At 42.7% G+C, this 25,284-nt stretch carries 27 protein-coding genes and 1 pseudogene; 17 read left to right on the top strand and 11 right to left on the bottom strand.

The features are described from left to right. The first annotated feature begins 113 nt into the window (after window positions 1-113). The 5 genes from IPL34_RS12060 to IPL34_RS12040 all read left to right on the top strand — a co-directional run bounded on the left by IPL34_RS12060 (window position 114) and on the right by IPL34_RS12040 (window position 4,937). Window positions 114-1,616, top strand: a complete 1,503-nt coding sequence (locus IPL34_RS12060; protein ID WP_296841694.1) for a GTPase — start codon at window positions 114-116, stop codon at window positions 1,614-1,616. Continuing rightward, the gene (locus IPL34_RS12055) at window positions 1,519-2,967 is read left to right on the top strand and encodes a GTP-binding protein (RefSeq protein WP_296841693.1); all 1,449 of its coding nucleotides are present in this window, start codon (window positions 1,519-1,521) and stop codon (window positions 2,965-2,967) included. Before IPL34_RS12060 ends, IPL34_RS12055 begins: the two co-directional genes overlap by 98 nt. Further along, the gene (locus IPL34_RS12050; protein ID WP_296841692.1) at window positions 2,967-3,455 is read left to right on the top strand and encodes a DUF3465 domain-containing protein; all 489 of its coding nucleotides are present in this window, start codon (window positions 2,967-2,969) and stop codon (window positions 3,453-3,455) included. Before IPL34_RS12055 ends, IPL34_RS12050 begins: the two co-directional genes overlap by 1 nt. A gap of 183 nt (window positions 3,456-3,638) precedes the next feature. After that, entirely contained in the window at window positions 3,639-4,238 is a 600-nt protein-coding gene (locus tag IPL34_RS12045) for a cytochrome b (protein WP_296841691.1), read from the top strand. Between the two features lie 159 nt (window positions 4,239-4,397). Continuing rightward, window positions 4,398-4,937 (top strand): cytochrome b, encoded by a 540-nt coding sequence (locus tag IPL34_RS12040; RefSeq protein WP_296841690.1) that lies wholly within the window; start codon window positions 4,398-4,400, stop codon window positions 4,935-4,937. 58 nt (window positions 4,938-4,995) lie between these two features. Here the strand turns inward: IPL34_RS12040 and IPL34_RS12035 are convergent, their stop codons facing one another. Continuing rightward, window positions 4,996-5,784 carry a 3'-5' exonuclease gene (locus IPL34_RS12035; protein ID WP_296841689.1) on the bottom strand — a complete coding sequence of 263 codons (789 nt, stop codon included), beginning with the start codon at window positions 5,782-5,784 and terminating at the stop codon, window positions 4,996-4,998. A gap of 178 nt (window positions 5,785-5,962) precedes the next feature. After that, a complete protein-coding gene (cysM, locus tag IPL34_RS12030) occupies window positions 5,963-6,856 on the bottom strand; it encodes a cysteine synthase CysM (protein ID WP_296841688.1) in 894 nt (297 codons plus the stop codon). A gap of 224 nt (window positions 6,857-7,080) precedes the next feature. On the opposite strand from cysM, the gene IPL34_RS12025 reads away from it, so the two are divergent. The 3 genes from IPL34_RS12025 (at window position 7,081) to IPL34_RS12015 (ending at window position 8,901) form a co-directional block, all read left to right on the top strand. Beyond that, window positions 7,081-8,178 (top strand): transposase, encoded by a 1,098-nt coding sequence (locus IPL34_RS12025; protein ID WP_296841687.1) that lies wholly within the window; start codon window positions 7,081-7,083, stop codon window positions 8,176-8,178. A 91-nt stretch (window positions 8,179-8,269) separates the two neighbouring features. Next, window positions 8,270-8,518 (top strand): prevent-host-death family protein, encoded by a 249-nt coding sequence (locus IPL34_RS12020; RefSeq protein ID WP_296841686.1) that lies wholly within the window; start codon window positions 8,270-8,272, stop codon window positions 8,516-8,518. Beyond that, complete coding sequence (locus tag IPL34_RS12015; RefSeq protein WP_296841685.1) at window positions 8,518-8,901, top strand: type II toxin-antitoxin system death-on-curing family toxin; 384 nt, start codon at window positions 8,518-8,520, stop codon at window positions 8,899-8,901. The genes IPL34_RS12020 and IPL34_RS12015 overlap by 1 nt, the downstream gene beginning before the upstream one ends. Before the next feature lie 285 nt (window positions 8,902-9,186). Here IPL34_RS12015 and IPL34_RS12010 read toward each other — a convergent pair whose 3' ends face one another. The 3 genes from IPL34_RS12010 to guaB form a co-directional block, all read right to left on the bottom strand. Beyond that, window positions 9,187-9,975, bottom strand: a complete 789-nt coding sequence (locus tag IPL34_RS12010; protein WP_296841684.1) for an alpha/beta fold hydrolase — start codon at window positions 9,973-9,975, stop codon at window positions 9,187-9,189. Between the two features lie 91 nt (window positions 9,976-10,066). Continuing rightward, complete coding sequence (gene guaA, locus IPL34_RS12005; RefSeq protein ID WP_296841683.1) at window positions 10,067-11,644, bottom strand: glutamine-hydrolyzing GMP synthase; 1,578 nt, start codon at window positions 11,642-11,644, stop codon at window positions 10,067-10,069. Between the two features lie 2 nt (window positions 11,645-11,646). Beyond that, window positions 11,647-13,104 carry an IMP dehydrogenase gene (gene guaB / locus IPL34_RS12000; RefSeq protein ID WP_296841682.1) on the bottom strand — a complete coding sequence of 486 codons (1,458 nt, stop codon included), beginning with the start codon at window positions 13,102-13,104 and terminating at the stop codon, window positions 11,647-11,649. Window positions 13,105-13,285: 181 nt separating this feature from the next. Here guaB and IPL34_RS11995 point away from each other — a divergent pair, with 181 nt between their 5' ends. The 9 genes from IPL34_RS11995 (at window position 13,286) to IPL34_RS11955 (ending at window position 20,499) form a co-directional block, all read left to right on the top strand. After that, a complete protein-coding gene (locus IPL34_RS11995; protein ID WP_296841681.1) occupies window positions 13,286-14,290 on the top strand; it encodes a helix-turn-helix domain-containing protein in 1,005 nt (334 codons plus the stop codon). A 516-nt stretch (window positions 14,291-14,806) separates the two neighbouring features. Next, the gene (locus IPL34_RS11990; RefSeq protein ID WP_296841680.1) at window positions 14,807-15,355 is read left to right on the top strand and encodes an adenylyltransferase/cytidyltransferase family protein; all 549 of its coding nucleotides are present in this window, start codon (window positions 14,807-14,809) and stop codon (window positions 15,353-15,355) included. Window positions 15,356-15,359: 4 nt separating this feature from the next. Then, complete coding sequence (locus IPL34_RS11985) at window positions 15,360-16,229, top strand: hypothetical protein (RefSeq protein WP_296841679.1); 870 nt, start codon at window positions 15,360-15,362, stop codon at window positions 16,227-16,229. Window positions 16,230-16,238: 9 nt separating this feature from the next. Further along, window positions 16,239-17,141 (top strand): hypothetical protein, encoded by a 903-nt coding sequence (locus IPL34_RS11980; RefSeq protein ID WP_296841678.1) that lies wholly within the window; start codon window positions 16,239-16,241, stop codon window positions 17,139-17,141. 534 nt (window positions 17,142-17,675) lie between these two features. Then, a complete protein-coding gene (locus IPL34_RS11975; protein WP_296841677.1) occupies window positions 17,676-17,930 on the top strand; it encodes a hypothetical protein in 255 nt (84 codons plus the stop codon). Between the two features lie 7 nt (window positions 17,931-17,937). Beyond that, entirely contained in the window at window positions 17,938-18,330 is a 393-nt protein-coding gene (locus IPL34_RS11970) for a type II toxin-antitoxin system VapC family toxin (RefSeq protein WP_296841676.1), read from the top strand. Between the two features lie 285 nt (window positions 18,331-18,615). Next, window positions 18,616-19,449 carry an NAD-dependent epimerase/dehydratase family protein gene (locus IPL34_RS11965; RefSeq protein ID WP_296841675.1) on the top strand — a complete coding sequence of 278 codons (834 nt, stop codon included), beginning with the start codon at window positions 18,616-18,618 and terminating at the stop codon, window positions 19,447-19,449. Continuing rightward, window positions 19,446-19,919: a DUF2269 domain-containing protein gene (locus IPL34_RS11960; protein ID WP_296841674.1), complete on the top strand. Its 474-nt coding sequence runs from the start codon at window positions 19,446-19,448 to the stop codon at window positions 19,917-19,919. Before IPL34_RS11965 ends, IPL34_RS11960 begins: the two co-directional genes overlap by 4 nt. 1 nt (window position 19,920) lies before the next feature. After that, the gene (locus tag IPL34_RS11955) at window positions 19,921-20,499 is read left to right on the top strand and encodes a DUF4166 domain-containing protein (RefSeq protein ID WP_296841673.1); all 579 of its coding nucleotides are present in this window, start codon (window positions 19,921-19,923) and stop codon (window positions 20,497-20,499) included. A 56-nt stretch (window positions 20,500-20,555) separates the two neighbouring features. Here IPL34_RS11955 and IPL34_RS11950 read toward each other — a convergent pair whose 3' ends face one another. The 6 genes and pseudogenes from IPL34_RS11950 to IPL34_RS11925 all read right to left on the bottom strand — a co-directional run. Further along, the gene (locus IPL34_RS11950; RefSeq protein WP_296841672.1) at window positions 20,556-20,756 is read right to left on the bottom strand and encodes a dodecin family protein; all 201 of its coding nucleotides are present in this window, start codon (window positions 20,754-20,756) and stop codon (window positions 20,556-20,558) included. A gap of 111 nt (window positions 20,757-20,867) precedes the next feature. Continuing rightward, window positions 20,868-21,974 (bottom strand): bifunctional diaminohydroxyphosphoribosylaminopyrimidine deaminase/5-amino-6-(5-phosphoribosylamino)uracil reductase RibD, encoded by a 1,107-nt coding sequence (ribD, locus tag IPL34_RS11945; protein WP_296841671.1) that lies wholly within the window; start codon window positions 21,972-21,974, stop codon window positions 20,868-20,870. Window positions 21,975-21,986: 12 nt separating this feature from the next. Then, window positions 21,987-22,496 (bottom strand): transcriptional regulator NrdR, encoded by a 510-nt coding sequence (nrdR, locus tag IPL34_RS11940; RefSeq protein ID WP_296841670.1) that lies wholly within the window; start codon window positions 22,494-22,496, stop codon window positions 21,987-21,989. A gap of 1 nt (window position 22,497) precedes the next feature. Then, window positions 22,498-23,751, bottom strand: a complete 1,254-nt coding sequence (glyA, locus tag IPL34_RS11935; protein WP_296841669.1) for a serine hydroxymethyltransferase — start codon at window positions 23,749-23,751, stop codon at window positions 22,498-22,500. 130 nt (window positions 23,752-23,881) lie between these two features. Then, complete coding sequence (locus IPL34_RS11930; RefSeq protein ID WP_296841668.1) at window positions 23,882-24,448, bottom strand: META domain-containing protein; 567 nt, start codon at window positions 24,446-24,448, stop codon at window positions 23,882-23,884. A 615-nt stretch (window positions 24,449-25,063) separates the two neighbouring features. After that, window positions 25,064-25,282: pseudogene (locus IPL34_RS11925) on the bottom strand (dCTP deaminase); the annotation flags it as partial. Between the last annotated feature and the right edge of the window lie 2 nt (window positions 25,283-25,284).

Raw genomic sequence — 25,284 nt, 5'->3', positions numbered from 1 at the left:
TCAATGGTTAGCAGTAGAAACATTCACGCTCCATTAGAAATAGGCTATGCTTCACCTCCCAAAACACTAGGTGCTCACTCAACCAAGAAGGAATTACGAGGACTAATACCACTATGAAGTTTAATCAACGTTTCCGTATGCTGCTGGCTGGTGCGGTATTAGTAGGCACTGTATTACTATTATTATTTGTATTTTTTGCCACTCAAAGCCTCTTAGATGTCTGGGCACGCCTGCAAACCTTACCTAGCTGGTTATTTTATACTTATCTTGCTTTGATTTTAGGCGTTATTTTCAGTAGTGCGTGGGTGATTTATAAACTGATGTTTCCTAATCGCTCGCGCCTCGCAGTCAATCAAGCTCCACCTACTGCGGAAAGCCTAGCGCAAGAAATAGAGCAAGTTGAAGACACGGGCATTGATATGAGCGCAATCCGTGCTGAATTAGCTAAACTGCAACAGCGTAAAGCGGCGGGGCAAATTCATATTGCGTTTTATGGTGATGTCAGCACGGGTAAATCATCCATTATCAAAGCATTACTACCTGAAGCCAATGTAGAAATTAATATTCGTGGGGGTTCTACCCGTGAAATTGCCGAGTATCGCTGGACCAGTAGCGCGGGTGATCAACTTTTATTAACCGATTTACCGGGGCGTAATGAAGCAGATGGTGAATTAGATCAAGTCGCTTTAGATGAAGCGGTACGGGCGCAAATAGTGGTATATGTGACCGACTCTGATCTCAGCCGCACGCAATTTAATGATATTATTACTCTCTACCAATTTAATAAGCCTACCATTATTGCGGTTAATAAAAGCGACCTGTATACCCCTGAGGAACAAAACCAAATTCGCACCCAAATTGAATCGCGCTTTGAAGATCAAGGTCCTAAAGTGGTATTCGTGCAATCAGGTGGACAAGAAGAAGTGGTGCGTATTACCCCAGAAGGTCATGAAGAAACCTTTATGCGTCCGCGCAAAATTAAAATTGAAGCACTAGCCAAAGCCATTCAAACTATTATTGATGATCGTGATGAATTATTAGGCGAATTACGCGATGCTAGTGTATTTAGTCTAGTCAAACAAAAACTCGATGCGACTAAGCGTGAGCATCGCCATGATCAAGGTAAAAAGATTGTCCACACCAGTACTCGCAATGCGGTATTAGGGGCAATGGCAGCAATGGCTCCGGGAACGGATATTGTGATTCAGGGGATTATTGGCACACGGATGGTACAAGAACTATGCAAGCTTTATGATAGTCCAGTAAGCCAATTAGATCTCGATGACTTTTTAGACTTCAGTCAAAATCAAGTTAAAAAGACTTTGCCCTTAATCCTTGCAGTGATTGGTAATGGTCTGAAAGCCTTTCCGGGTCTGGGGACAGTGGCTGGAGGCTTAGTCCATGCAGTGGCTTATGGACTGATTTTTGATGCACTCGGTAATGCTGTGTTACATACTTTAGAACAGCGCGGTGAGCTAAAAGCAGCACCCGCCGCTATTACTTTTAGGGAGATGTTGAGTGGAAATCTGGAAGAACGTACAAAAACATTTGCCAGATTGGTTATCGACCATTACAAATCAGATTCCAGTGCTAAACAAGAAGACCAGCGCTCCTGAATCCGACACCATTGAGGTCACAACCGAGCCAAGGATGGCAGAAACACCTGAACCCTCGAAAAGTGGCGAACAACACTTAAAATTGGCTACTGACAGCCTGCGCAAACTGTTTGAGGATAATATCCCCGATAGTGTGCGTGATGCTTTGCAGGATGACTATGAGCAAGTCAAAGCCATGCTGGACAAGCTAGAGCAAGGTCATGTGCATATTGCGGTGTTTGGGCGCGTGAGTGTGGGTAAATCTTCTTTACTCAATGCCCTAATTGGTAAAACTATTTTCAGTACCAGTGTGCTGCATGGCGAGACTAAGCAAGCGTCAATGAGTGCTTGGTCTGAGTATACGGATCACGGTATTTATTTAATCGACACTCCGGGCATTAATGAGGTGCACGGTGAAGAGCGTGAAAAGCTCGCTTTTGAAGTGTCAAGGCGTGCCGATCTATTGCTTTTTGTGGTGGATAGCGACTTGACTGAGGTCGAATTTGAAGCTTTAAAGCAAGTGGCTCAAGTGCATCGCCCGATTATTTTAGTAGTCAACAAAGCGGATCGCTACAACGAAAACGAGCGCAAGCAATTACGCGCTATTTTACGCACTCGCACCCAAGGCATTATTGCACCGGAAAATATTGTTTTTACCGTGTCGCAACCGCGCAATCAAACCGTGATTACCGTAGATGAAAATGGCGAAGAACACGAAAGCGTGCGTATACGCCCAGTTGATATTGCCGCTCTTAAAACGCGTCTCTGGGATATTATTGAAGCAGATGGCAAGACGCTTTCCGCCTTAAATGCCTCATTATTCGCTAGTGATCTCAGCCAAGAAGTCTCGGAACGCATTTTACAAGTGAAGCGCGAATTAGGGGCAAAAACCATTCGCCTTTACTGTATTGCTAAAGGGGTCGCGGTCGCGGTTAATCCTATTCCAGTCGCTGATTTAGTGGCCGCAGCAGCGGTTGATGCAGCGATGGTATTGCATTTATCCAAGCTCTATGGCTTACCTATGTCGATGAAGGAATCAAAAGAACTCATTACCGTGATTGCCACTCATCTGACTTTATTGATGGGAGCCACTTGGGCAGTGCATCTACTCTCTTCAGCCTTAAAAGTGTCTACTTTTGGGGTGTCGACACTGCTTACCGCCGCCACTCAAGGAGCTTTGGCTTGGTATAGCACCCTAGTGATTGGGCAAGTCGCCGAGCGCTGGTTAGCTAATGGCAAATCTTGGGGCGATGCTGGTCCTAAATTCGTGGTACAACAAATTCTGGATAGTCTTGACCGTGACTCGGTAATGTCGGAGGCACGCGAAGAAATTTTATCTTATATCCGCACTAAAAAAGAAAAGGATAAATAATGCCTCATTCGATACGGCGTTGGTTATTAGTGGCAGTAGTGCTCAGTGCCGCTATTTATCAATACTTTTTTAATCAAGGTCATCAAAATAGTGTCCCGCCACCGACTACGCCCGCTCAAAGTAACGCGGTAAATGTTAAGGAACACACCGCAGCAGTAGCTAAAATTCAACAAGCGCTACGCGAACAAAATACCGAGGCTAAATTTTGGGTCACTTTATCCGGCAAAGTGATTAAATTATTAAAAGACGACCGTGAAGGTGCTATGCACCAACGTTTTTTAATTGAGATAGCCCCCAATACTACCCTATTAATTGCGCACAATATTGATTTAGCTAAGCGTGTCCCTGTTCAGCAAGATACTCTAGTCACCTTACGCGGCGAGTATGTCTGGAATGATAAAGGTGGAGTTTTACATTGGACACATCATGATCCCAAAAATCGCATTCAAGGCGGCTGGATTGATTATCAAGGTTTGCGCTATCAATAAATTAACCGTTTAGCCATCTACCGTGTCAATGCTGCCACTAACACCGAGCACACTCGTTAAATTTCCTTAATCACCTATCATTCTCATTTTCAAATTAGCTTAGTAGGCAAGGATGCCTATCTAGCTAAATTAATCCCATTAAGTCTAAAAATTATAGAATGGTGTGCTATGATGATTAAGGGTGTGTCAAAACATTATCACTGGCTCAGTATTAGTCTACATTGGACAATGTTTTTATTATTAGTCCTAACCTTTATTACTATTGAGTTGCGCTTTATTTTCCCCGAAAAAACCCGCTCTCATGATTTAATGCGTCTATGGCATTATATTTTTGGTACTAGCATTTTCTTTTTAGTGTGGTTACGTTTATTAGTACGTTCTTGTACTAGCACCCCTAATATTGATCCTAAGCCCGCCTATTGGCAGCATATTTTAGCTAAAATAGTACATTTTGGTTTGTATTTATTTATGTTAGTCGCACCGCTTATAGGATGGCTACATATTAGTGCTGCGAATCGCACTCCTACTTTTTATGGAGTAAAGCTACCCGTATTTGTTGATCCTAATTCAAATTTAGCCCAGACTTTATTAAATTATCATGATGAAATTGCATTAGTAGGTTATACGTTAATTGCTTTACACATCGTAGGGGCTTTATTTCATCATTATATTTGTCGAGACTCTACTCTCATTCGTATGCTACCTAAAACTGGGGGCAGTAAGACTCGTCCCAACTATCAGAGAGCTTCCACTCCTCAGTTGGGTCAATTATTGAAAAACTAACTTAGTGCCACTTAACCCCAGTATCAGACCTTCTACCCTCACTGTACTAGGCAGAGCGCAGGTATCCACTATGCTCTGCCTAACGCACTCCTGCTCTTAAGATTGCCTTCAGATAACTACTTTATACATAACCAAACTTTGGTAATTAGGATTTTTTTCATGATTAACACACAACGCTACAGCACTCTTTCTATTAGTATGCACTGGGTCATGCTATTACTGATGGCTGCGGTCTATTTATGTATTGAATTACGGGTTATTTACCCCAAAGGCACAGACCCGCGTGAAGCCCTGAAAATGTGGCATTTTATGTTAGGTTTAGCGGTTTTTGTTTTAGTATGGATACGCTTATTAGCGCGTATGTTTGGTAATACTCCCACTATCAGCCCAACACCTGCTGCATGGCAGCTATTACTCTCTAAAGTTATTCACCTAGCGCTTTATGCTTTTATGCTAGGTATGCCTATTTTAGGATGGTTAGTACTCAGTGCTTCAGGTAAACCAGTACCCTTCTTTGGTTTAGAACTACCCGCATTAATTGGCACTAATGAAGAATTAGCTAAAGAATTAAAAGAAATTCACGAGATAATTGGCACAGTAGGATATTGGTTAATTGGTTTACATGCTGTAGGCGCACTGGCTCATCACTATGTATTTAAAGATAATACTTTAATGCGCATGCTACCTAGTCGCGCTTAAACTGTAAAAGTTTAAATTTCAATGGCACTGTTTCATTATAACAGTGCCAAACCAAGTTTTAATGACCATCGGCATCTAATAACCAAGCTTTTTCAAATGCGATTAAATGCTCCTTACCTGAAGCTTTTAAATACTTGCGCACCAAATCGCACTCAGCATTATATTTAGCCAATCCCATTTGCCCGCGCATTAATTGAAACCGCAAATAGACCAACCACGTATTTAATACATCCGTTTCACAATAATGACGAATATCTGGCAGTTTACCCGCTTGATAAGCCTCCCAAACCTTAGAACCATCCATACCCATTTTACCGGGGAAACCCATAATAGTCGCTAACTCATCTAAAGGTGCATTAGCTCGTCCGGTATAAAGGGCTAATAAATCCATTAAATCGGTATGGCGTAAATGATAGCGGCTAATATAATTATTATATTTAAAGCTCGAATCATCCTCACCTAAATCCCAATAACGCGGCGCACTGATTTTATGCAGCATGGCACGATAATGTAAAACAGGTAAATCAAACCCACCGCCATTCCACGAGACTAAAGTAGGTGAGTACTTTTCAATGCCATCAAAAAAACGTTGAATTAACTCTTTTTCACTAGCTTGTTCATCCCCTAACGACCATACCTTAAACTCATCATTACGTCCCCTGAAAGTCACCGAAATCGCTACAATGCGGTGCAAATGATGCGCTAAAAACTCTGATCCGGTTTTTTGAAAACGTAAATGAAACATCGCCTTAGCAATGCCCTCTGGATCTAAATCGCCCAACTCATAAATACGCCGCCCCCCCTCAATATCAGGAATGGTTTCAATATCAAATACTAAAGTGTTCATGGTTATCCTTTGTTACTACTAAGGGCTTATCGTTATAATTACACCACTATCCAATGATATTAGATGTTTCTGGAAGAGTCTTGGCGGCATGGATGCCGCCTTGAAGCGTACAAGGATGTATTTACAGCGTCTCTGGAGGAAACATCTAATATCATTGGGTTAGTTGGGCTGCTAAATATCAAGCTGGAAAAACGCCAGTTGAAATATAACGATCACCCCGATCACAAATAATTGCCACTATCGTAGCATGCTGCACGGTCTGTGAGAGTCTAAGCGCTGCCGCCACTGATCCCCCCGATGACACCCCACAAAAAATCCCTTCCTCAGTCGCTAAGCGGCGCATAGTAGTCTCCGCCTCTACTTGCGTTACATCTAACTCCAGATCCACCTGTGCCGCATTAAAAATTTCAGGCAAATATTCGGGTGTCCAGCGGCGAATCCCCGGAATTTGATCTTGTTGTGTCGCAGGGCGCACGCCAACAATTTGAATACTAGGGTTTTGCTCTTTTAGATATTTTCCCGTTCCCATAATGGTTCCGGTTGTACCCATACTACTCACAAAATGGGTAACTTGCCCTTGAGTATCACGCCAAATTTCAGGACCCGTGCCTACATAATGTGCTCGTGGATTATCGGGATTAGCAAATTGATTCAGTACCTTACCCTTCCCTTCGCGCTCCATCTGTAAGGCTAAATCACGCGCTCCTTCCATCCCTTGCGCTTTACTCACCAAAATCAATTCTGCCCCATACGCTCGCATCGAAGCACGGCGCTCAGCACTCATGGTTTCGGGCATAATCAGTACCATTCTATAGCCTTTCATCGCGGCCACCATCGCCAAAGCTATCCCCGTATTGCCGCTAGTCGCCTCAATCAAGGTATCACCTGCCTTGATCTCACCACGTAATTCAGCTTGTTGAATCATAGAATAAGCAGGACGATCTTTGACGGATCCAGCGGGGTTATTACCTTCTAATTTGACTAATAAGGTATTAGTGGTTTGTCCGGGTAGGCGCTGTAGTTGGACTAGAGGGGTGTTGCCAATTAAGGTTTCAATCGTGGAATAAGACATAGTGACTCATCTAATGCTTAGTAAGATCAGCCACTATACACGCAGGTAGGAAGGTCGAAAAGCTCAGTCACAACCAGTACACCCTTCTCAATTGGCTCTAACTATTACCGGAACAGCCGTAAAGCCCCTTCCTTCAGGTAGGGGATATAAGGCTATCGGCGATAGCCGATGAAAGGCAGGTCATGAGCATGACATCCTGCTATTTTAATAGTATAATCAATAACATGAAGCCAATGACTCACCTAAAAACCCTCAAAGTACGTATCAAGGATAAGCACGCGCCTATTCTGGAGCAAATGGCGTTTGAGGTGAATCAAGTCTGGAATGCTACTAACGAAATCACCGCCCTTTATTCCTACGTCCCTGTTCCCGAAGTGGGCTGGGTACGTAACACCTTTTCCGCCTTTGACCTGCAAAAGCAGTTAAAAGGTATGAAAGCCGAACGCGGATTTAGTATTCACTCGACTACCACACAAGAAGTCATCGCTGCTCACTATAAAGCCCGTCGCCAATTCAAAACTGACAAATTGCGTTGGAGAGTTTCCAGTGGTTCTAAACGTTCATTAGGCTGGATACCCTTTAAAGCGGGAGCTGCGAAATGGAAAACGGGACAAGTCTATTTTGCAGGTCACTACTTCAAAGTATGGGATAGCTACGGACTGTCTCAATATGAATTCCGTTCAGGTAGTTTTTCTCAAGATGCACGAGGTCGTTGGTATTTCAATATCGTGGTAGAAGTCTCCTGCATGGAAGCCACCGCAAAGGGACAGATCGGTATTGACCTAGGTCTAAAAGATACCGCTACCTGTAGCAATGGCTTAAAGCTCGAATCTAAGCAGTTCTATCGTGAACTCGAATCCAAGCTAGGCATAGCCCAACGCGCTAAACAGAAGAAGCGGGTTAAGGCGATTCACGCTCAGATTAAAAACCGTCGCCTGAATGCGATTCACCAGTTCACGACCCAAGTCGTTAAAGACAACGGCTTAATCATCATTGGCAACGTAAGTAGTTCTGCCCTAGTCAAAACCAAGATGGCTAAATCGGTCTTGGATGCCGGGTGGCATATGCTCAAAACACAACTGAAATACAAAGCGAAGGCGCGGTCATGCGTGTGTCTAGAAGTCAATGAATCGTACACTACCCAAGTCTGTTCGTGTTGCGGCTGTATCAGCTCCAACAGTCCGAAAGGTAGAGCAGGCTTGCGAATCAGAGAATGGTCATGCCCTGAGTGTGGGGTAACGCATGATAGAGATGTCAATGCGGCTAAGAATATTCTCGCGCTCGGACATGAGCGTCTGGCAGCAGGAATCCTCGTCCTTTAGGGCGGGGAGGATGTCAACCTGTGCAACGTTATTTGCTCTTAAACCTAATCCACTCTAAGATCACATTTAACTATGTAGTTGGATACACATTATGCAAACCTTACTTACTACTAAAACTATTTCCATGACTGAATTACGTGAACCCGCCAAAGTATTGAGTCAAGCAGGAGATACACCTATCGCCATTCTGAATCGTAATCAAGTGGTGGGTTATTTTGTACCTATCAGTGCAGTAGAAACCGGCCAAACTCGCCTTTCTAGTTTAGAAGCGGTCAAACACGCTTTTGCTAGACAGAAGCAACGCCTTACCCCTGCGTTAGATTATTTGCGAGATAAATAATGGCTTACGTTTTATTAAGCGTTGAACAAATTGAATATCTACATGAAGAAGTACTTTATGATGGTGAACTGTCAGGTTTAGCGGGTGATAAATCTCTAGCTAGCGTATTGGCACGAGTCGAACATCGTCTAACCTACGGTTTAATCAACGATGTTTATGAACTAGCTGCCACTTATGCTACGGTATTAGCAGTCGGGCATGTATTTAATGACGGTAATAAGCGTACTGCCTTTACCACTATGAACGTCTGCTTAGTATTAAATGGCATTGATCCACAATTTGATGTGATAGAGGCAGCAGATATACTGATTGAAATAGCACAAGGAAAAAAGAATGAGCAGGACTTAGCAGTTTGGCTTCGTAACCGTACCACAAATAATTGAAATCAATAACCCAACTTAACTTTGCACTGCCTACGAACTAGCCAAGTCTAAAACCCACTGTCTTTATTATCCCAAGCACCATTTTCCCGCGATTACAGTACACAGCCCAAGCATTGTTACTGTTACATAGTTATTAAAGCTCACACCCTTACCCAGTTTATTCATAGCATCTTGCCATGTGTATTTTTTAATTGTTCCCAATTCGCACCGCTTTGCGCTTCACTACATTTTTTCCACATCAGTTTAGAACACCTCTCTATAAGATACTTTGAATAAAGCTGATGATTATTGAGCTTGAATGCTATCGTGTAGTACTTGCGCGGTTTCTTCCCAATTTTGCTCTAGCATCACCGCATGTCCAGCATTGACCCAATCTAATGAACACCGATAAGTACTCGCCGTCCACTGCACAATACCACTCGGTACTAGCCGATCATGCCTTGCGCCAATTACGCTAATGGGGGTTTTTAATACACGACTTACAATCGGCAAAGCGATATTTAAGTCCCACAACAAGCGCATAGACTCGCGTTGGGGAGCACTAAACCAACGTGCTAAGTCAACCTCCGCGACTGGATGATAAAATAAAATATCCCGCGCTAGGCTAATGTCAGCCGCTTGAGGAAAGCTATACACCTTAGCCATTTGCATAGCGAGTAAAGGATTAGTCCAAGTGCTTGAAATCGATAAGGGCATCATCCCTTGGGGTGGAACACTGCACATTAATACCGCAGCAGGCGCTTGATATTCGGATAGATAGCGCTGCACTACCATGCCCCCCATAGAGTGCCCTACTAAAATAGGCTCGCGTCCGGTAGCTTGTTTAATACGTAATACAGTTTGACGTACATCCGCCACAAAATCATGCAACGCTAATTGATCGAGTGGCTTACCTGCTGGTGAATTACCATGTCCCCGTAAACTTAAGGCATAAGGCCGAAAACCACGCTCGGCAAACCACGGCATAAAATATACATCCCAAATCCAAGCGCCACTTAAAATACCGTGAACAAATAAAATAGGCACAGCCGAATCGGACGCTTGTGAAGAGCGCTCTAATACTTCTAATGACATGAAAAATCCTTTTGACCCGAAAGCGCAGTGAACATACTACGCTTTGGATAGTGACGTGAAGCTAATTAAATCTAACGTTACTAGCTTCTAATTATTCCCACTCAATCGTTGCGGGTGGTTTGCCTGAAATATCATAAACCACACGCGATACCCCTTTGAGTTCATTAATAATGCGCCGTGAGCACACATCCAAAAACTCATAAGGCAAATAAGCCCAGCGTGCGGTCATAAAATCAATGGTTTCTACTGCACGCAAGGCAATCACATGATCATAACGCCGACCATCGCCTGTCACCCCTACCGATTTAACGGGTAAAAATACCGCAAAGGCCTGCGAGGTTTTATCATATAAATCGTGTTTACGTAGCTCTTCAATAAAAATATGATCGGCTAAGCGTAATACATCGGCGTACTCTTTTTTCACCTCGCCCAAAATCCGCACACCCAAACCCGGACCGGGGAAAGGATGACGATACACCATAGCAGGAGGCAAGCCTAACGCTACCCCTATCACACGTACTTCATCTTTAAAGAGTTCGCGCAATGGTTCAACTAAACCAAGCTTCATATGCTCTGGTAAACCGCCCACATTATGATGCGATTTAATCACATGGGCCTTACCTGTTTTACTACCTGCCGACTCAATCACATCGGGGTAAATCGTGCCTTGGGCTAGCCATTTGGCATTGCTAAGTTTTTGGGATTCTTCGTCGAAAATCTCTACGAATACGCGCCCAATGATTTTGCGTTTAGCTTCGGGGTCAGATACACCTTTTAACTCAGTTAAAAAGCGCTCTTCGGCATTCACGCGAATTACCTTCACGCCCATATGCTCGGCGAAGGTGTCCATCACTTGATCACCTTCTTGGTGACGCAATAAGCCCGTATCGACAAATACGCAAGTGAGTTGATCACCAATCGCTTTATGTAATAAGGCGGCTACTACGGAAGAATCAACGCCCCCCGACAAGCCTAAAATGACCTCATCCGAGCCAACTTGAGCACGTACCCGCTCAATGCTGTCTTCGATAATATTGGCAGTCGTCCACAATCCAGCACAACCGCAAATCTCACGCACAAAGCGCTCTAGTATCGCTTTGCCTTGTTTGGTATGGGTCACTTCAGGATGAAATTGCAGTGCATACAGTTGACGCGACTCATCCGCCATTGCTGCAATCGGTGCACTATCGGTACTTGCCATCAGCTTAAAGCCTGCTGGCATTTCAGTAACCTTATCACCATGCGACATCCACACGTCCAGCATGCCATGCCCTTCGGCAGTGGTAGCATCCGCGATAGTATTAAGTAGCTTTGTATGCCCGCGTGCTCGAACCGAAGCATAGCCAAATTCGCTATGATCAGAGCCTTCGACTTTGCCGCCCAATTGCACCGCCATCGTCTGCATACCGTAGCAAATACCCAGTACTGGCAAACCTAAGGTAAACACATTATGAGGAGCAAACGGGGCATTTGGTTGTGTTACTGATTCAGGACCACCGGACAAAATAATCCCTTTAGCGCCAAAATCAATCACGTCTTGCTCGGCAATATCCCAAGGTAAAATTTCACAATACACCCCAATTTCACGCACCCGCCGTGCAATCAATTGAGTGTATTGCGAGCCGAAATCTAGGATGAGAATTCGGTCAGAATGAATATCTTGGCTCATAGTTACACTCGATAGTTAGGAGCTTCTTTGGTAATAGTGACATCGTGCACATGCGATTCACGCATACCCGCACTGGTGATACGCACAAATTGGGGTTTAGTACGCATTTCATCTAAATTGGCACAACCGACATAGCCCATACTGGCACGCACCCCGCCCATGAGCTGATGAATAATCGGAGCCAATGCACCTTTATAAGGGACTCGACCTTCAATCCCTTCGGGTACGAGCTTATCTACTGCATTTTCAGATTCTTGGAAATAACGATCACTAGAGCCTTTAGCCATAGCACCTAATGACCCCATCCCCCGATATGCTTTATATGAACGCCCTTGGAATAGCTCAATTTCTCCGGGTGCTTCATCCGTGCCAGCAAATAGACCACCGAGCATCACACAATCTGCCCCTGATGCAATCGCTTTAGCCACATCACCGGAGTAACGAATACCACCATCAGCGATCATGGGTACGCCTGTACCTTGTAAAGCTTTGGATACATTCATAATCGCCGTAATTTGCGGCACACCCACACCCGCTACAATGCGCGTAGTGCAAATAGAGCCGGGACCAATACCCACTTTTACCCCATCCGCACCTGCTTTGACTAAATCTAAGGCGGCTTCACCTGTGGCAATATTGCCGCCAATCACTTGCACATGCGGAAAATTCCTTTTCACCCATGTGACGCGATCCAGCACCCCTTGTGAATGACCGTGCGCCGTATCCACCACAATCACATCGACACCCGCCTCGACCAAGGCCAGTACCCGCTCTTCCGTGCCATGCCCTACTCCTACGGCTGCGCCTACACGCAAGCTACCGGATGAGTCTTTACTAGCACTAGGATGATCGGTCGATTTTTGAATATCTTTAACGGTAATCAAGCCACGTAGTTGGAATTTATCATTCACCACCAATACTTTTTCAATACGGTGTTGATGCAATAAATACTGAATCTCCTCACGACTTGCTCCCTCAGTCACCGTGACTAAGCGCTCTTGCGGGGTCATAATGGTGCTCACAGGTTGATCGAGGCGTGTTTCAAAACGTAGATCGCGTCCGGTGACAATCCCTACTAACTTTTCACCTTGCACCACTGGAACACCTGAAATCTTTTTAGCCCGTGTGAGTTCCATGACTTCACGAATCGTAATATCAGGCGTCACCGTAATGGGGTCTTTAATAATGCCACTTTCGTATTTTTTTACTGCGCGGACTTGGCGGGCTTGTTGTAGAGCACTCATATTTTTATGAATGACACCTAAGCCCCCTTCTTGAGCGAGGGCAATGGCTAGGCGGTATTCCGTCACGGTATCCATAGCCGCTGAAACTAGGGGGATATTAAGACGAATGTCGCGGGTTAGTTGGCAACTCAGATCCGTATTGGCAGGCAGGACGGTCGAGTGAGCAGGGACGAGGAGCACATCGTCAAAGGTTAGGGCTTCCTGAAGGATACGCATACTGTTTTCCAGACCTATTAAAAGTAGGCGGCTAATTATAGGGTTTGTATGATAAGTGGTAAATGGGCAATGTTTAAAGTAGTCCAGTTTCAGGCTGATATTATGAGGGCGCTGACTGCAATGACTTAAAAGACTTTGCCTAGGTTAAACTGGTTGCTCCCTTATTTGATAGGTCAGTTTTATGCTCACCCCACTAGCGCTACTCTTGATTGGTTACTCTGTTTTTAGTGCTCTGCTGCTTAGCATGACCCACCTACGTACTCCAATGGGCAAGCTGCAAGCTTCATTAGGCGTTTTGTTGCTAGCACTACTCAGTATCTTGCAACTCAGCCATTTTGCTTTCTTGCAATTACAAGCTCCTATTATTCATAGCCCTTTTTATACCAGCACTTTGTTTGCGATTGCACCGAGCTTTTATTTATTCACTAGCCCCTTTCTCTATGGCGCAACGCAGTATCGGGGGTATCAACTATGGCATTACTTACCCGTTTTACTCGCCTTTATGCTCTCACCTCAACAGGCACTACTAGCAGCATTTTTAATCGGAGCGGGGTATTTAATCTGGTTGGCTAATCGTGTGTATGCGCTACGAGCACAGCGCAATCGTTTTAAACTGGAGCTAGTGGTATTAGGTGCAGTATTTATTATAGCTTTGGGTGTAGCGGGTTTAGTGTTGTTACTGCCTTGGCTTACTGAAACGCTCTTTTTTAGCCTGTATGCTTCTGCGATTGGACTAGCATTTTTATTAATTAATGGCGTGTTAAACCTAACACCGGAGCTACCCCAGCAAGTCACCGAAGCGGCACAAGAAACTTATGCCGTCTCCACGCTCACGCAAGTAAATTGCCCTCAAGTATTGGAGCGCTTAACTACTCTAATGCAGCAACAGCGTTTTACTGATCCCGATTTAGATCTTGCTACTTTAGCTAATGAATTAGGGATTAGTAGCCATCAACTCTCTGAGCTAATTAATCTCCATTTAGGCAAAGGCTTTGCGCGTTATATTCGGGAATGGCGTGTGGAAGCGGCTAAAACTATGTTGCTTAATGAACCCAAAGCTTCGGTTTTGTCCATCGGACTCAGTGTTGGATTTAATTCGCAATCTAATTTTTATGCTGCTTTTCGGGAGATTACCGGAATGACACCGAGTGCCTTTCGTAAACTGGCTTTGAAGGTGGATAAATAAGATTGACCTGACCTTTGAGTATAGCTTATGCGTCCTGCCTAATCGGATGGTGACTACGATTTTATATTTAAATCTTGATTGGACTTCTGAGACTTGGGGGTGAGCTGTTAAAGCTAAACTCTATATAGCATCTGTGATTAGGCGGAATAGCTAGCCTGTGTGCTAGGCTCTACGATTGAATTTGTTTATATACTTATCAACTTCTTCAACCCCCTGCTTTAAAAGAAAATTTGCATAACCATCCCTGATAAACGGTTGTGATTTTGAGTCTAAGTGTCGTATAGTCATTAAACTCACATTAAGTATCTTTAAAGAGTAGAGGTCTTTTCTATGCTAATCCCAGACTATACAGACTCTCGCCAACAGAAAACTATAGCTTCATTTTCCCAGACTATACGGAGTCTGGAATAAGATGTTATACCGAGATTCCGTATAATAAACTGTTAGGATAAAATTTTGCTGCCGTCACATTACAATAAATAGTTTATTAAAGATAATAAATCGAGGAATTTATTCATGATTAATAATGGAGTGGTTTTTGGTCGTTTCCAGCCATTACATAAAGGACATATAGAACACATACTTACTGCCAAGTCCAAATGCAATCATCTTTATGTAGGCATTACGAATCCAGACCCATCAATGACAAAAGAAGATAAAACCAATATAGAACGCTCTAAGGCAAAGAATAATCCCTTTACGTATTATGAACGCTACCAGATGATCGAGAAATTACTAATTTCAAATAATATTGCCAATGCTCAGTTCACAATCATTCCTTTTCCTTTACATGATCAGCATTTAATTAAATATTATTGTCCGCTAGACTCAAATTTTTATATTTCAATATATGAAAAATGGGGAGTAAGAAAAAAGGAAATTCTTGAAGGATATAAATTAAATGTGGAAGTCATGTATAATTATCCAGAAGCTAATAGAATGATTTCAGGCAGTAAAATAAGAGAAAATTTATTAACTAATACATCATGGATAGAAGATGTGCCTAAAACAACCTTAGAAGTCATTAATAAAATAGACTTAGTTGAGCGTTTCAAAGAATTATGATGCCATGAGCAGAAAAGAAAAACTAATCAAAATCTTTAGAGATTTGAATAGTGCACACCACTATTCAAAGTTAACTGATATATATAACTTAAGTTATGGTGAAAATTTAAAAAAAGAAACAATTAACTCAATATTATCTGATGACATATCAAGAAACTCAGAAAAATCAATATTCGTTAGGGTTTCAATGGGCTATTATGGGCTAAGAGAGTGGCTTGATGTAAAAAACAAAGAATACCAAGAATTAATATATTCAAGAAAAAAAACTGATCCCCTTGATGAGTTCATAGCCGTAATTGACAAGAAAGATTTAAACAAGTTTATAGATTCAGCAGGAGTAACCAAAAAGAAAATTGATGGAGAAAGGTTATCAAAACTTAGTAAACCAATGTATCGAAAATATGCTGAAGAAACAACCGATGTAATTCAATTAGTATCAGTTTTTCTTATTAGTTATAATAATCAAATTCTCACACTTAGCAGAACAAACGCACTGCCAGAAAAAAGACTCAGAAATACAATATCTGTAAGTTTAGGTGGACATATATCTTATGAAGAAGCACATGATATTTTCAATCAATTTGATATAAACGACTCAAATTCATTAATATCAAGAGAATTGAGAGAAGAAATATCAATAACAAAAAACCATATAATAGAACCTGTTGGTTATATTTATGACAATACCACAAATATTGGTATACAACACCTTGGGTTATTACATTTGGTCAAATTGTATCATAATGAGTTTTCTATTTCTGAGAAAAGATTCTTTATTAATCCTGCATTCAAAAATACAACTGAAATCAGAGACAATAATGATATAGACTTTTGGAGTGCTAGCTTGCTAGATTACTTTGATAATAACTTATAAGGTTGCAAGATGCAATTTAACAGTATACAAGAAACTCTTAATAACCCTATTACCCAATCAGTGATAGCTGCTTTCATTTATGCAATTATTATATTCATGGCAAAAGTATTTTTTAAATACATCAAAGCTTTTGGGAAAGTCTTCAATCAAAAATCACTATTCACAACAGGAATCGTGCTCTTTACTATTTATATTTTTTTAATTGCACTACTCTTTTTAAAAAATACTATTTCTGCTGAAGTATCTCTCTCTTCGCTTTTTGGCGTATCTATAGTTCATATAATATTTCTATACAGATATATTTACAAATTAAGAAAAATAGGCATCATAGGTTCTGATCTTCACATCAAAGGAGGTTTTAGTTATCTACAAAAAATTAAAGCCTCAAAAACCAACTTTCAATTCTTAGGCGTTGGCGCAAGAAAACTGACAATTAATAATTCAGAATTTGAAAAGATGATAGAACGGGTAAATAAGAATGGAAAACGAGTACAACTATTATTATGCCACCCAAACAGTGAAGCTTTAAGATTTTTAGCATTGAGAGCCCATAAATCACCAGATGACTATTCTCACAAAGTAAATAGTTCACTAGAGTATTTGGCAAAACTCGTTCTTGAAAAAGACTATGGCATAGATATTAGGTTTTATCATTCCAATAATGTCCATGATATGCCTATTTTCAGAATAGTAATCATTAACTCGTCTTACTGTTTAGTAAGTTATACACAATTCAATGACTCAAGTCATGAAGGAGAGCTAATGCCGCAAATACATTTTTTCAGAAATACCACAGAAGATACTAGCAATTCATTTTACTTCGCTTTTTCGACCCATTTTGAAAGATTATGGAAAAAAAGTGAAGACAATATATGGAATCCTCAAGACTTCCTTATCAAAAATAAAAAATAAGCCTAACAATATATATGGTCTCCACAATCAACCCTAAACCAATAAATTCACTCAAGTTGCGCGACCTCATGAGAGCAGAAACTTAAAGCTCAGAGCTAACAGAAAACTCATGAGCTTAATCTGAAAACCATGGGCAGTCACCGTGTGAAGGTGCTTAGGCATGAGCTGCTCCAACAAGCTTCCGTATCATTCGACATGGCTTGGTTTACACCACCCTTGTTATCGGCGTTTCCCTGCTACTGGTTCAACCTGTCAACTCATGAGCTTCCTATTCAGACTTTGAGACTGTAGAAAAACCCCAAAAACCGCTATTTTGTCAGATAATTAAGCATCACAAGCATCCGAACGAGTAGGCAGGCATGGCACGCTACCAACCGACTCATTAAGGGGTAAAACGGTTGGCAGTGGACTTTAACCGACAAATCCTGCTCGGTACGTTTGAATACACGCTACAACATTTTAGATGGTAGGTGATTTATACAAATACACCTATAATAGCCCTAAACCACCTAGACTAAGATTAGAGGTTTAATCATGCTACAAACAGTTGAAGCCATTATTGAGCCAGATGGCACCATACGCTTAATGGAAAAACTGCGTATTACCCATACGACTCGCGCACTACTGACCTTATTAGAAAGCCCTTTGCCGATTAGCACCCAACCTGAGAAAGGCACAGGTGCGGCAATACTTTCTTTTTTAAAACAAAATACGCTAAAACCCGAACAACGTCGCTCTACGGCTGAAATCAATCAGTACATCCAACAAGAGCGTGATGCATGGGAGTAATAGAGTAGTGATCAAAGTCTACTTTGATACTTGTATTGTGATCTATCTGATAGAAGAGGCAGTTGGGTTTGTAGAGCCGATTAGTGCAGCTATAGCCAAAACGCCACAGATGCAAGTTTGCATTTCTCCCTTAGTCCAAATGGAGTGTATGGTAGGGGTTTGGAAACGTCAGGATAGTACTTTACAAAAATCTTATGAGCAGTTTTTTGCCCATTGCCAGATGCTCAATATTGAGCAAACCACCTATGAACAGGCTGGTAAGCTTCGCGTCAAATATGGTCTAAAAACTCCAGATGCTTTACATTTAGCGACTGCTTTAGAAAATGGCTGCAATCAGTTTTGGACAAACGATAATCGCCTAGATAAAGCATCTAACGAAATTCTTTCCATAGTTTTTTAAAGTTTTGCTTATCACTAGCTACCACTGATTAGATTAATTACCCCAACCGAATACGCCCATATCGTGTGTTTAACCCTAGAGCAAGTTCAGCAACTGCGCCCCTAATATTGATCATACGATTATCTGTCTCTGTTACCCACTTCTAGAAAGGTAGGTACTTTGCATTTCATTTAAACTCCACAATGATCATTCTGAACTAAAAATCCTCTCCATATTGATCAACTAGGAAGTCACCACCCACCCAAACTCCTATGCTCAAAACTCCTCACTACTTAGGAGTCGCTTATGCACATCTTACTGACAGGCGCATCAGGGTTTATAGGTCAAGCGCTTACCCAAGCTTTACAAGCTCAGGGTCACACTATCAAACCCATTGCACGTCGCTATGGGCACGATTTTAATCAACTCACTACCGTTGAAGCTTGGTTGCCACTCTTAGACTCCATTGATGTTGTGATCAATAGCGTGGGGATTATTGGGCAAACACGCGGTCAGTCGTTTCAGATACTACATACTCAAGCGCCTATTGCCCTCTTCAAAGCCTGTGAGCAACTCGCTATTAGCAAAATTATTCAAATCTCGGCTTTAGGGGCGGATAGCGAGGCTAAAAGTGCTTATCACCTCAGCAAAAAACAAGCGGATGATTTTTTACGTGCCACCTCCTTAAATGCTGTGGTTTTGCGCCCCTCGCTAGTCTATGGCGAGCAAGGGGCTAGTACACAATTATTCAAACGCTTAGCTCGCCTACCTCTGCTCGGAACGCTAGGTAAAGGAGATCAAATCATTCGCCCAGTACATATTGATGATTTAGTTGCAACCGTTATCCAAGCACTAACCGCCACACCTCATCCCCCTACTCTCGATGTAGTGGGTCGACAGGAATTTACCTTTATCAAATGGCTGCAATTCCTACGCCGCTTACAAGGGATTCAAAGCCCCTTACGTACTTTTTCTATTCCCATTCCTCTGGCTTTAGCAGGTGCACATTGGGGGCAATACCTTTCTCCGCTAATACATCCAGACTCGATTCATATGCTGCTGCGCGGTAATAGCGCCGATGTACAGCCGCTCACGCAATTTTTAGGGCGTGAACCGCTAGATTGGGAGCAGTTGCTATGACTTATTTAACTTTAAAATATTTACATATTCTGAGTATGGTGCTGTTGTTTGGCACAGGCTTAGGCAGCGCGTTTTATAAATGGATGGCTGATCGTAGCGGTAATATCGAGCATATTGCAGTGACGAATCGTCATGTCGTATTAGCAGATTGGTTATTTACTACTCCAACGGTGATTTTCCAGCCTATTAGTGGCTTATGGATGGTGTATTTACTGCAACTCCCTTTAAGCACACCGTGGATTGCATGGAGCTTAGGCTTATATGTTTTAGCAGGTTTGTGTTGGCTGCCTGTAGTGTGGCTACAAATCAGAATGCGCGATCTTTCTAATCAAGCCCTGCTCACTCACACTCCACTACCAAAGCAGTACTGGCGCTATGCACGGTTATGGTTTTGGCTGGGTGTGCCTGCTTTTATAGCGATGGTTATCATTGTGCTATTAATGGTGTTTAAAAGCGTAGGAGGGTGGTGAAATGAGTCAGCAATCTATGATGCAACAAGCCTTAGGCCAGCAATGGGACACTTTACCCAACGCCCTCAAGGCCCATCATCAAAACCGTAATAATCAAGATATTGGACATTTGGATATTAGCTATCCACGCTGGATGCAACCCTACTTAACCGTGATGCGTTGGTTTGGGGTCATGATGAATCGCCGCGCACAACATGTACCGACCCAAGTACACAAACACCTTGAGGGTGAATGCTTATACTGGGCGCGTACTTTAACCTTTAGTGATGGGAAAACCTTGCACTTTAATAGTTATTGGGTTTATGAGGGTAATAATGTCATTACCGAATATATCAATCGTTTCATGGGCTTGCGCTTAGCCGTAGCAATTAAAGATCAGGCATTACACTATCAGGGTCAAGGAGTGGTAATTAAATTAGGGCGGTGGCAGTTTACTGTGCCTGAGTCTTTACTTTTAGGGCACACCACGATTCTTGAGCGAGCGGTGGATGATCAGTACTTTGCTATGGATTTTCGCTTAACTCATCCTTGGTGGGGAGAGGTGTTTCGCTACGCTGGAACCTTCAAAACGGAGTCTTAGTCAGATAACGCCTAAACCTAATTGCACGGTTTAGGCGTTTGAGTGGTAAGAAACCACTACTCTAAAACAAAGGTTACTTTTAGACGAACTTGATATTCACTGATTTTACCGTCTTTTACTTGTACCGTCTGATCGGCAACCCACGCGCTTTTAATGCCCTTGAGAGTTTGTTCAGCTCGTTCGATACCTTGTTGGATAGCATCATCAAAGCCTTTTTCAGAAGTACAAGATAATTCAATCACTTTTGCAACACTCATAGCGTACTCCTAGTGGGGATAATAATAGAAATAATTAACGCCCCTTAAAGTGTAGTTTGAGTATGACTAGGCTCAGGCAGATTTGGACGAACGGTAGTAATTTTGCTTTATTCAATACTGTGGACTAGCAATGACTCTTAAATCTTGCCCCACCAGTCGCATGTCTTTGATGGTTAAACCTATTCGCTCAGACATATGCTGAAGCGGTAGTTGTACTAATGGACGCCCCGTTGATCCCATAAAATGTGGCGCTAAATAGAGTACTAACTCATCCACTAATTGCGCCTCTAATAGTGCGCCACTTAATGTTGCACCAGCCTCCACATGGACTTCATTAATGCCTTCTTTAACTAAAGACTGTACTACTTGATGCAAGTCTAATGTAGAGCTATCGATCACTATCACTTTCACACCCAACTGCTCTAAAGCAGCGCTTTTTTCAGTATTATTATTGAGCGTATAAATGAGCACCTGCCCTGCTAATGTCAGGATTTGTGCATCCAGCGGGATACGTAATTGAGAATCTAAAATCACGCGCAACGGTTGACGTACAGCACCCTTAATACCCAATTGCTCAGAAATCAAACGCACATTTAAGGCTGGATTGTCATATAGCACTGTACCTATTCCAGTCAGAATTGCGCCCGCCTGAGCACGCCAATATTGCACATCGTGTCGTGCGGCCTCGCCCGTAATCCAGACACTTTCACCCGAAGCCATAGCGGTACGTCCGTCTAAACTACTGGCTAATTTCACCCGAATCCAAGGTCGCCCCCGCTCCATACGGCTCAAAAACCCCGGATTTAAAGCACGAGCTTCTGCTTCCATTAGACCAAATGTCGTATCAATCCCTGCTTGCTCCAGACGTTTTAAACCCTGCCCTACCACTTGGGGATTGGGATCAACCATAGCAGCAATGACCTTTCCCACTTGCGCCTCAACTAAAGCCAAGGAGCAAGGGGGAGTACGTCCATAATGATTACAGGGTTCTAAGGTGACATAGACGGTTGCACCTTGAGCTAAAGTGCCTGCCTGTTTTAAAGCATAGATTTCAGCATGTGGCTCTCCTGCTCGCTCGTGCCAACCCTCGCCAATAATTTGTCCATCTTTGACTATGACACAACCGACACGGGGATTAGGATGAGTGGTATATAGACCGCGTTGCGCTAAGAGCAGCGCTCGCGCCATAAAGCGGTAATCGTCTGGGGAAAATAGCATTTATTTTAGCAGTTACTTTAATTTAAGCGGGAAAGTGAGAGGAGCTGGAGTAGGACTAGGATTATTACGTTCATCCTCTTCTAAGCGATCAATCATGCTGCGGAACTCTTCCACATCATTAAAGCGCCGATATACGGAGGCAAAGCGCACATAAGCGACCTCATCTAATTGGCGCAGTTCACCCATGACTAATTCACCAATAAAAGCAGAACTCACCTCACGCTCACCACTAATGAGAATATGCTTATGAATACGGTGCAGAGCGGCTTCAATCGCTTCAATAGTGACCGGACGCTTTTCTAGTGCACGCATAATACCTGCCCGCAATTTTTGATCATTGAAGGGTTCACGAGCATTATTACTTTTAATCACGCGTGGCATAGTCAACTCGGCGACTTCAAAGGTAGTGAAGCGTTCATCGCACACCCCGCAACGTCGCCGCCGTCTGACTTGCCCACCTTCATTAGCAAGGCGCGAATCGACTACACGAGTGTCATCCGCGCCACAAAAGGGACAACGCATACTAAGCCGCGTAAACTGGGAAACGTTGGCAAATCTCTAATACTTGTCCTTTCACCCGCTCAATCACCGCTGCATCACCCATATTATCCATTACATCCGCAATCCAATGAGATAATTGCTCACACTCGGATTCTTTAAAACCGCGTGTCGTAATCGCTGGAGTACCAATACGAATACCGCTAGTGACAAACGGAGATTGAGGATCGTTAGGGACTGAATTTTTGTTCACCGTGATATTAGCTGAACCTAAAGCTGCATCTACCGCCTTACCTGTTAAACCTTTATCAATCAAATCAATCAGCATCAAATGGTTATCTGTACCACCAGAGACAATTTTATAGCCGCGACTAATTAGGGTACTCGCCATTACCCGCGCATTTTTCACCACTTGCTCTTGATAGGTCTTAAACTCTGGCTCTAAGGCTTCTTTAAAAGCGACTGCTTTTGCGGCAATCACATGCATTAAAGGACCACCTTGAGTACCGGGGAATACTAAGGAATTGAGTTTTTTCTCAATATCAGGATTAGCTTTAGCCAGAATAATACCACCACGAGGACCACGTAAGGTTTTGTGGGTAGTTGAAGTGGTGACATCCGCAATTTGCACAGGGCTTGGATATTGACCCGCTGCGACTAAACCCGCCACATGCGCCATATCAACGAATAAGTAAGCACCTACTTTATCGGCAATCTCACGGAATTTTTGCCAGTCAATCACACGCGAATAAGCGGAAAACCCCGCTACAATCATTTTAGGCTTATGCTCTAGAGCTAACTGCTCCACTTCCGCGTAATCAATATAACCATCCGCAGTAATACCATATTGCACTGCATGATAGATCTTGCCGGAGAAATTGACTTTAGCACCATGAGTTAAGTGACCACCATGTGCGAGACTCATCCCTAATACAGTATCACCCGGATTAAGCAGTGCCATATACACCGCAGCATTGGCTTGAGAGCCGGAATGAGGTTGAACATTGGCATAATCGGCACCAAAGAGTTCTTTAACACGTTTGAGCGCTAAGTCTTCGGCAATATCGACATACTCACAGCCGCCGTAATAACGTTTACCCGGATAGCCTTCAGCGTATTTATTGGTGAGTACAGAGCCTTGTGCTTGCATGACACGCGGGCTGGTGTAGTTTTCCGAGGCAATTAACTCAATGTGTTCTTCTTGGCGACGCTCTTCAGCTTGCATTGCTGACCAGAGTTCATCGTCGTACCCGCTAATAGTCATTTGTTTGGAAAACATGCCGCCTTTCTCCTGCACTGGGAATCGTAGAAAAGCGTTGTAGCATAGCACTAAAACTAGGGGCAATATAGTGAATCTGTTTAGGTCACACGAAGTGACCTAAAACAGTTAGAGGCATTGAATACGACTATTACGCAGCATCATAAGTACGGCGGAATACTACTGACATTTCACCACTACGATTGAAGAAACGTAATACGCGCCCATTATCGTCTTGCTGTACGCTACCTGCACGACGAATAGTACGTAGATAATTCCCTTCCCAGTTACCCACATTAATAGTAGGACCACCGGGGTGGGTTGGCAGAACCGGACAAGCTTTTTGATGCTTATCGATGCTTGTCATTCTAAAGCCTGTATAGCCTACGCGGCGGAAGGCAGCATTATAACGATTGCAACCTGTAAAACCTTCTAAGCTACTATCGTTCACTTTCATCGTGATCTTTAACTTAGCTGGCACAGAATTACCATAAATAGATTGTAATACCCATTTAGTATTGAGCAGTGAAGGACCTCCACTGTTTAATGGGCATGCGCCACTAGGCAATGCAGGAGCCACGGGGGCTACAGGAGCAAGAGGCGCTGGCGCCGTTGTTTCTGCTAAACCTGCTTTAGCCAAAAGAGAACTACCGACCATAGCTAAAGGTAGCCATAAAAACGAACGCCGACTGGGCTGTTCTGGTGCTGATGGATGCATGATTATCCCTCCTCAATCCACTCGCAATTAATAAACCTAAACTTAACTCCCCACTTCCTTGCTAGTCAGTTTGATTTAGTGGGTTTTTAGCAACACTTTGATTATAGAACAGGCTAGTTTTTTTGCAGCTCCTAAAGGCAATTTTTATCATAAATATATTTTATAATAAAAATTTAACCCTAGCTGTTATATAAAAGTATAGTTAAAAAATATTATTCTTTAATTTGTAATTAAAATTAAATTTTACTTTCTTAATCAAGGTATTTTTCCAGCTAAGCGGGAAGTCAGGTAAAACTTTAGGCACGACATACTGCTATAAATCCCACCAATGAGACACACCTAGTGATTATTAATACTAATATTGAATAGCTCTACCTATAAGACGGAATAAATTTTAGTTTTATCCAACCTCAAAAGAGCACCTTAATTTGGCTATGTACAACTCTCATTTACACTCATTTAATGACCAAATCGTACAAAAATACCACAGTCAAAAAGTAAGCCTATTAGGTCTATAGGTTTATTAGTCGAGCCAATTATATCGCTTAATAATTAGTGTCTATTAGGCACATGAAAGTTCCAGAGGTGAAGTAGCTCTCCACCTCTGCGCTCAACTTAGGTACGAGGTAGAGTTACACCTCTTTGCCCCTGATACTTGCCGCCGCGATCTTTATAGGAGGTTTCACACATCTGATCGGACTCAAAAAATAGCATTTGCGCCACCCCTTCATTCGCGTAAATTTTGGCGGGTAAGGTAGTGGTATTAGAAAACTCTAAGGTCACATGACCTTCCCACTCAGGTTCCAAGGGCGTTACATTCACAATAATGCCGCAGT

Origin of the sequence: Thiofilum sp. (assembly GCF_016711335.1) — a bacterium.
Taxonomy (GTDB): Bacteria; Pseudomonadota; Gammaproteobacteria; order Thiotrichales; family Thiotrichaceae; genus Thiofilum.
The sequence above is the reverse complement of the archived record's forward strand: the minus strand, read 5'-3'. Positions and strand labels throughout refer to the sequence as shown.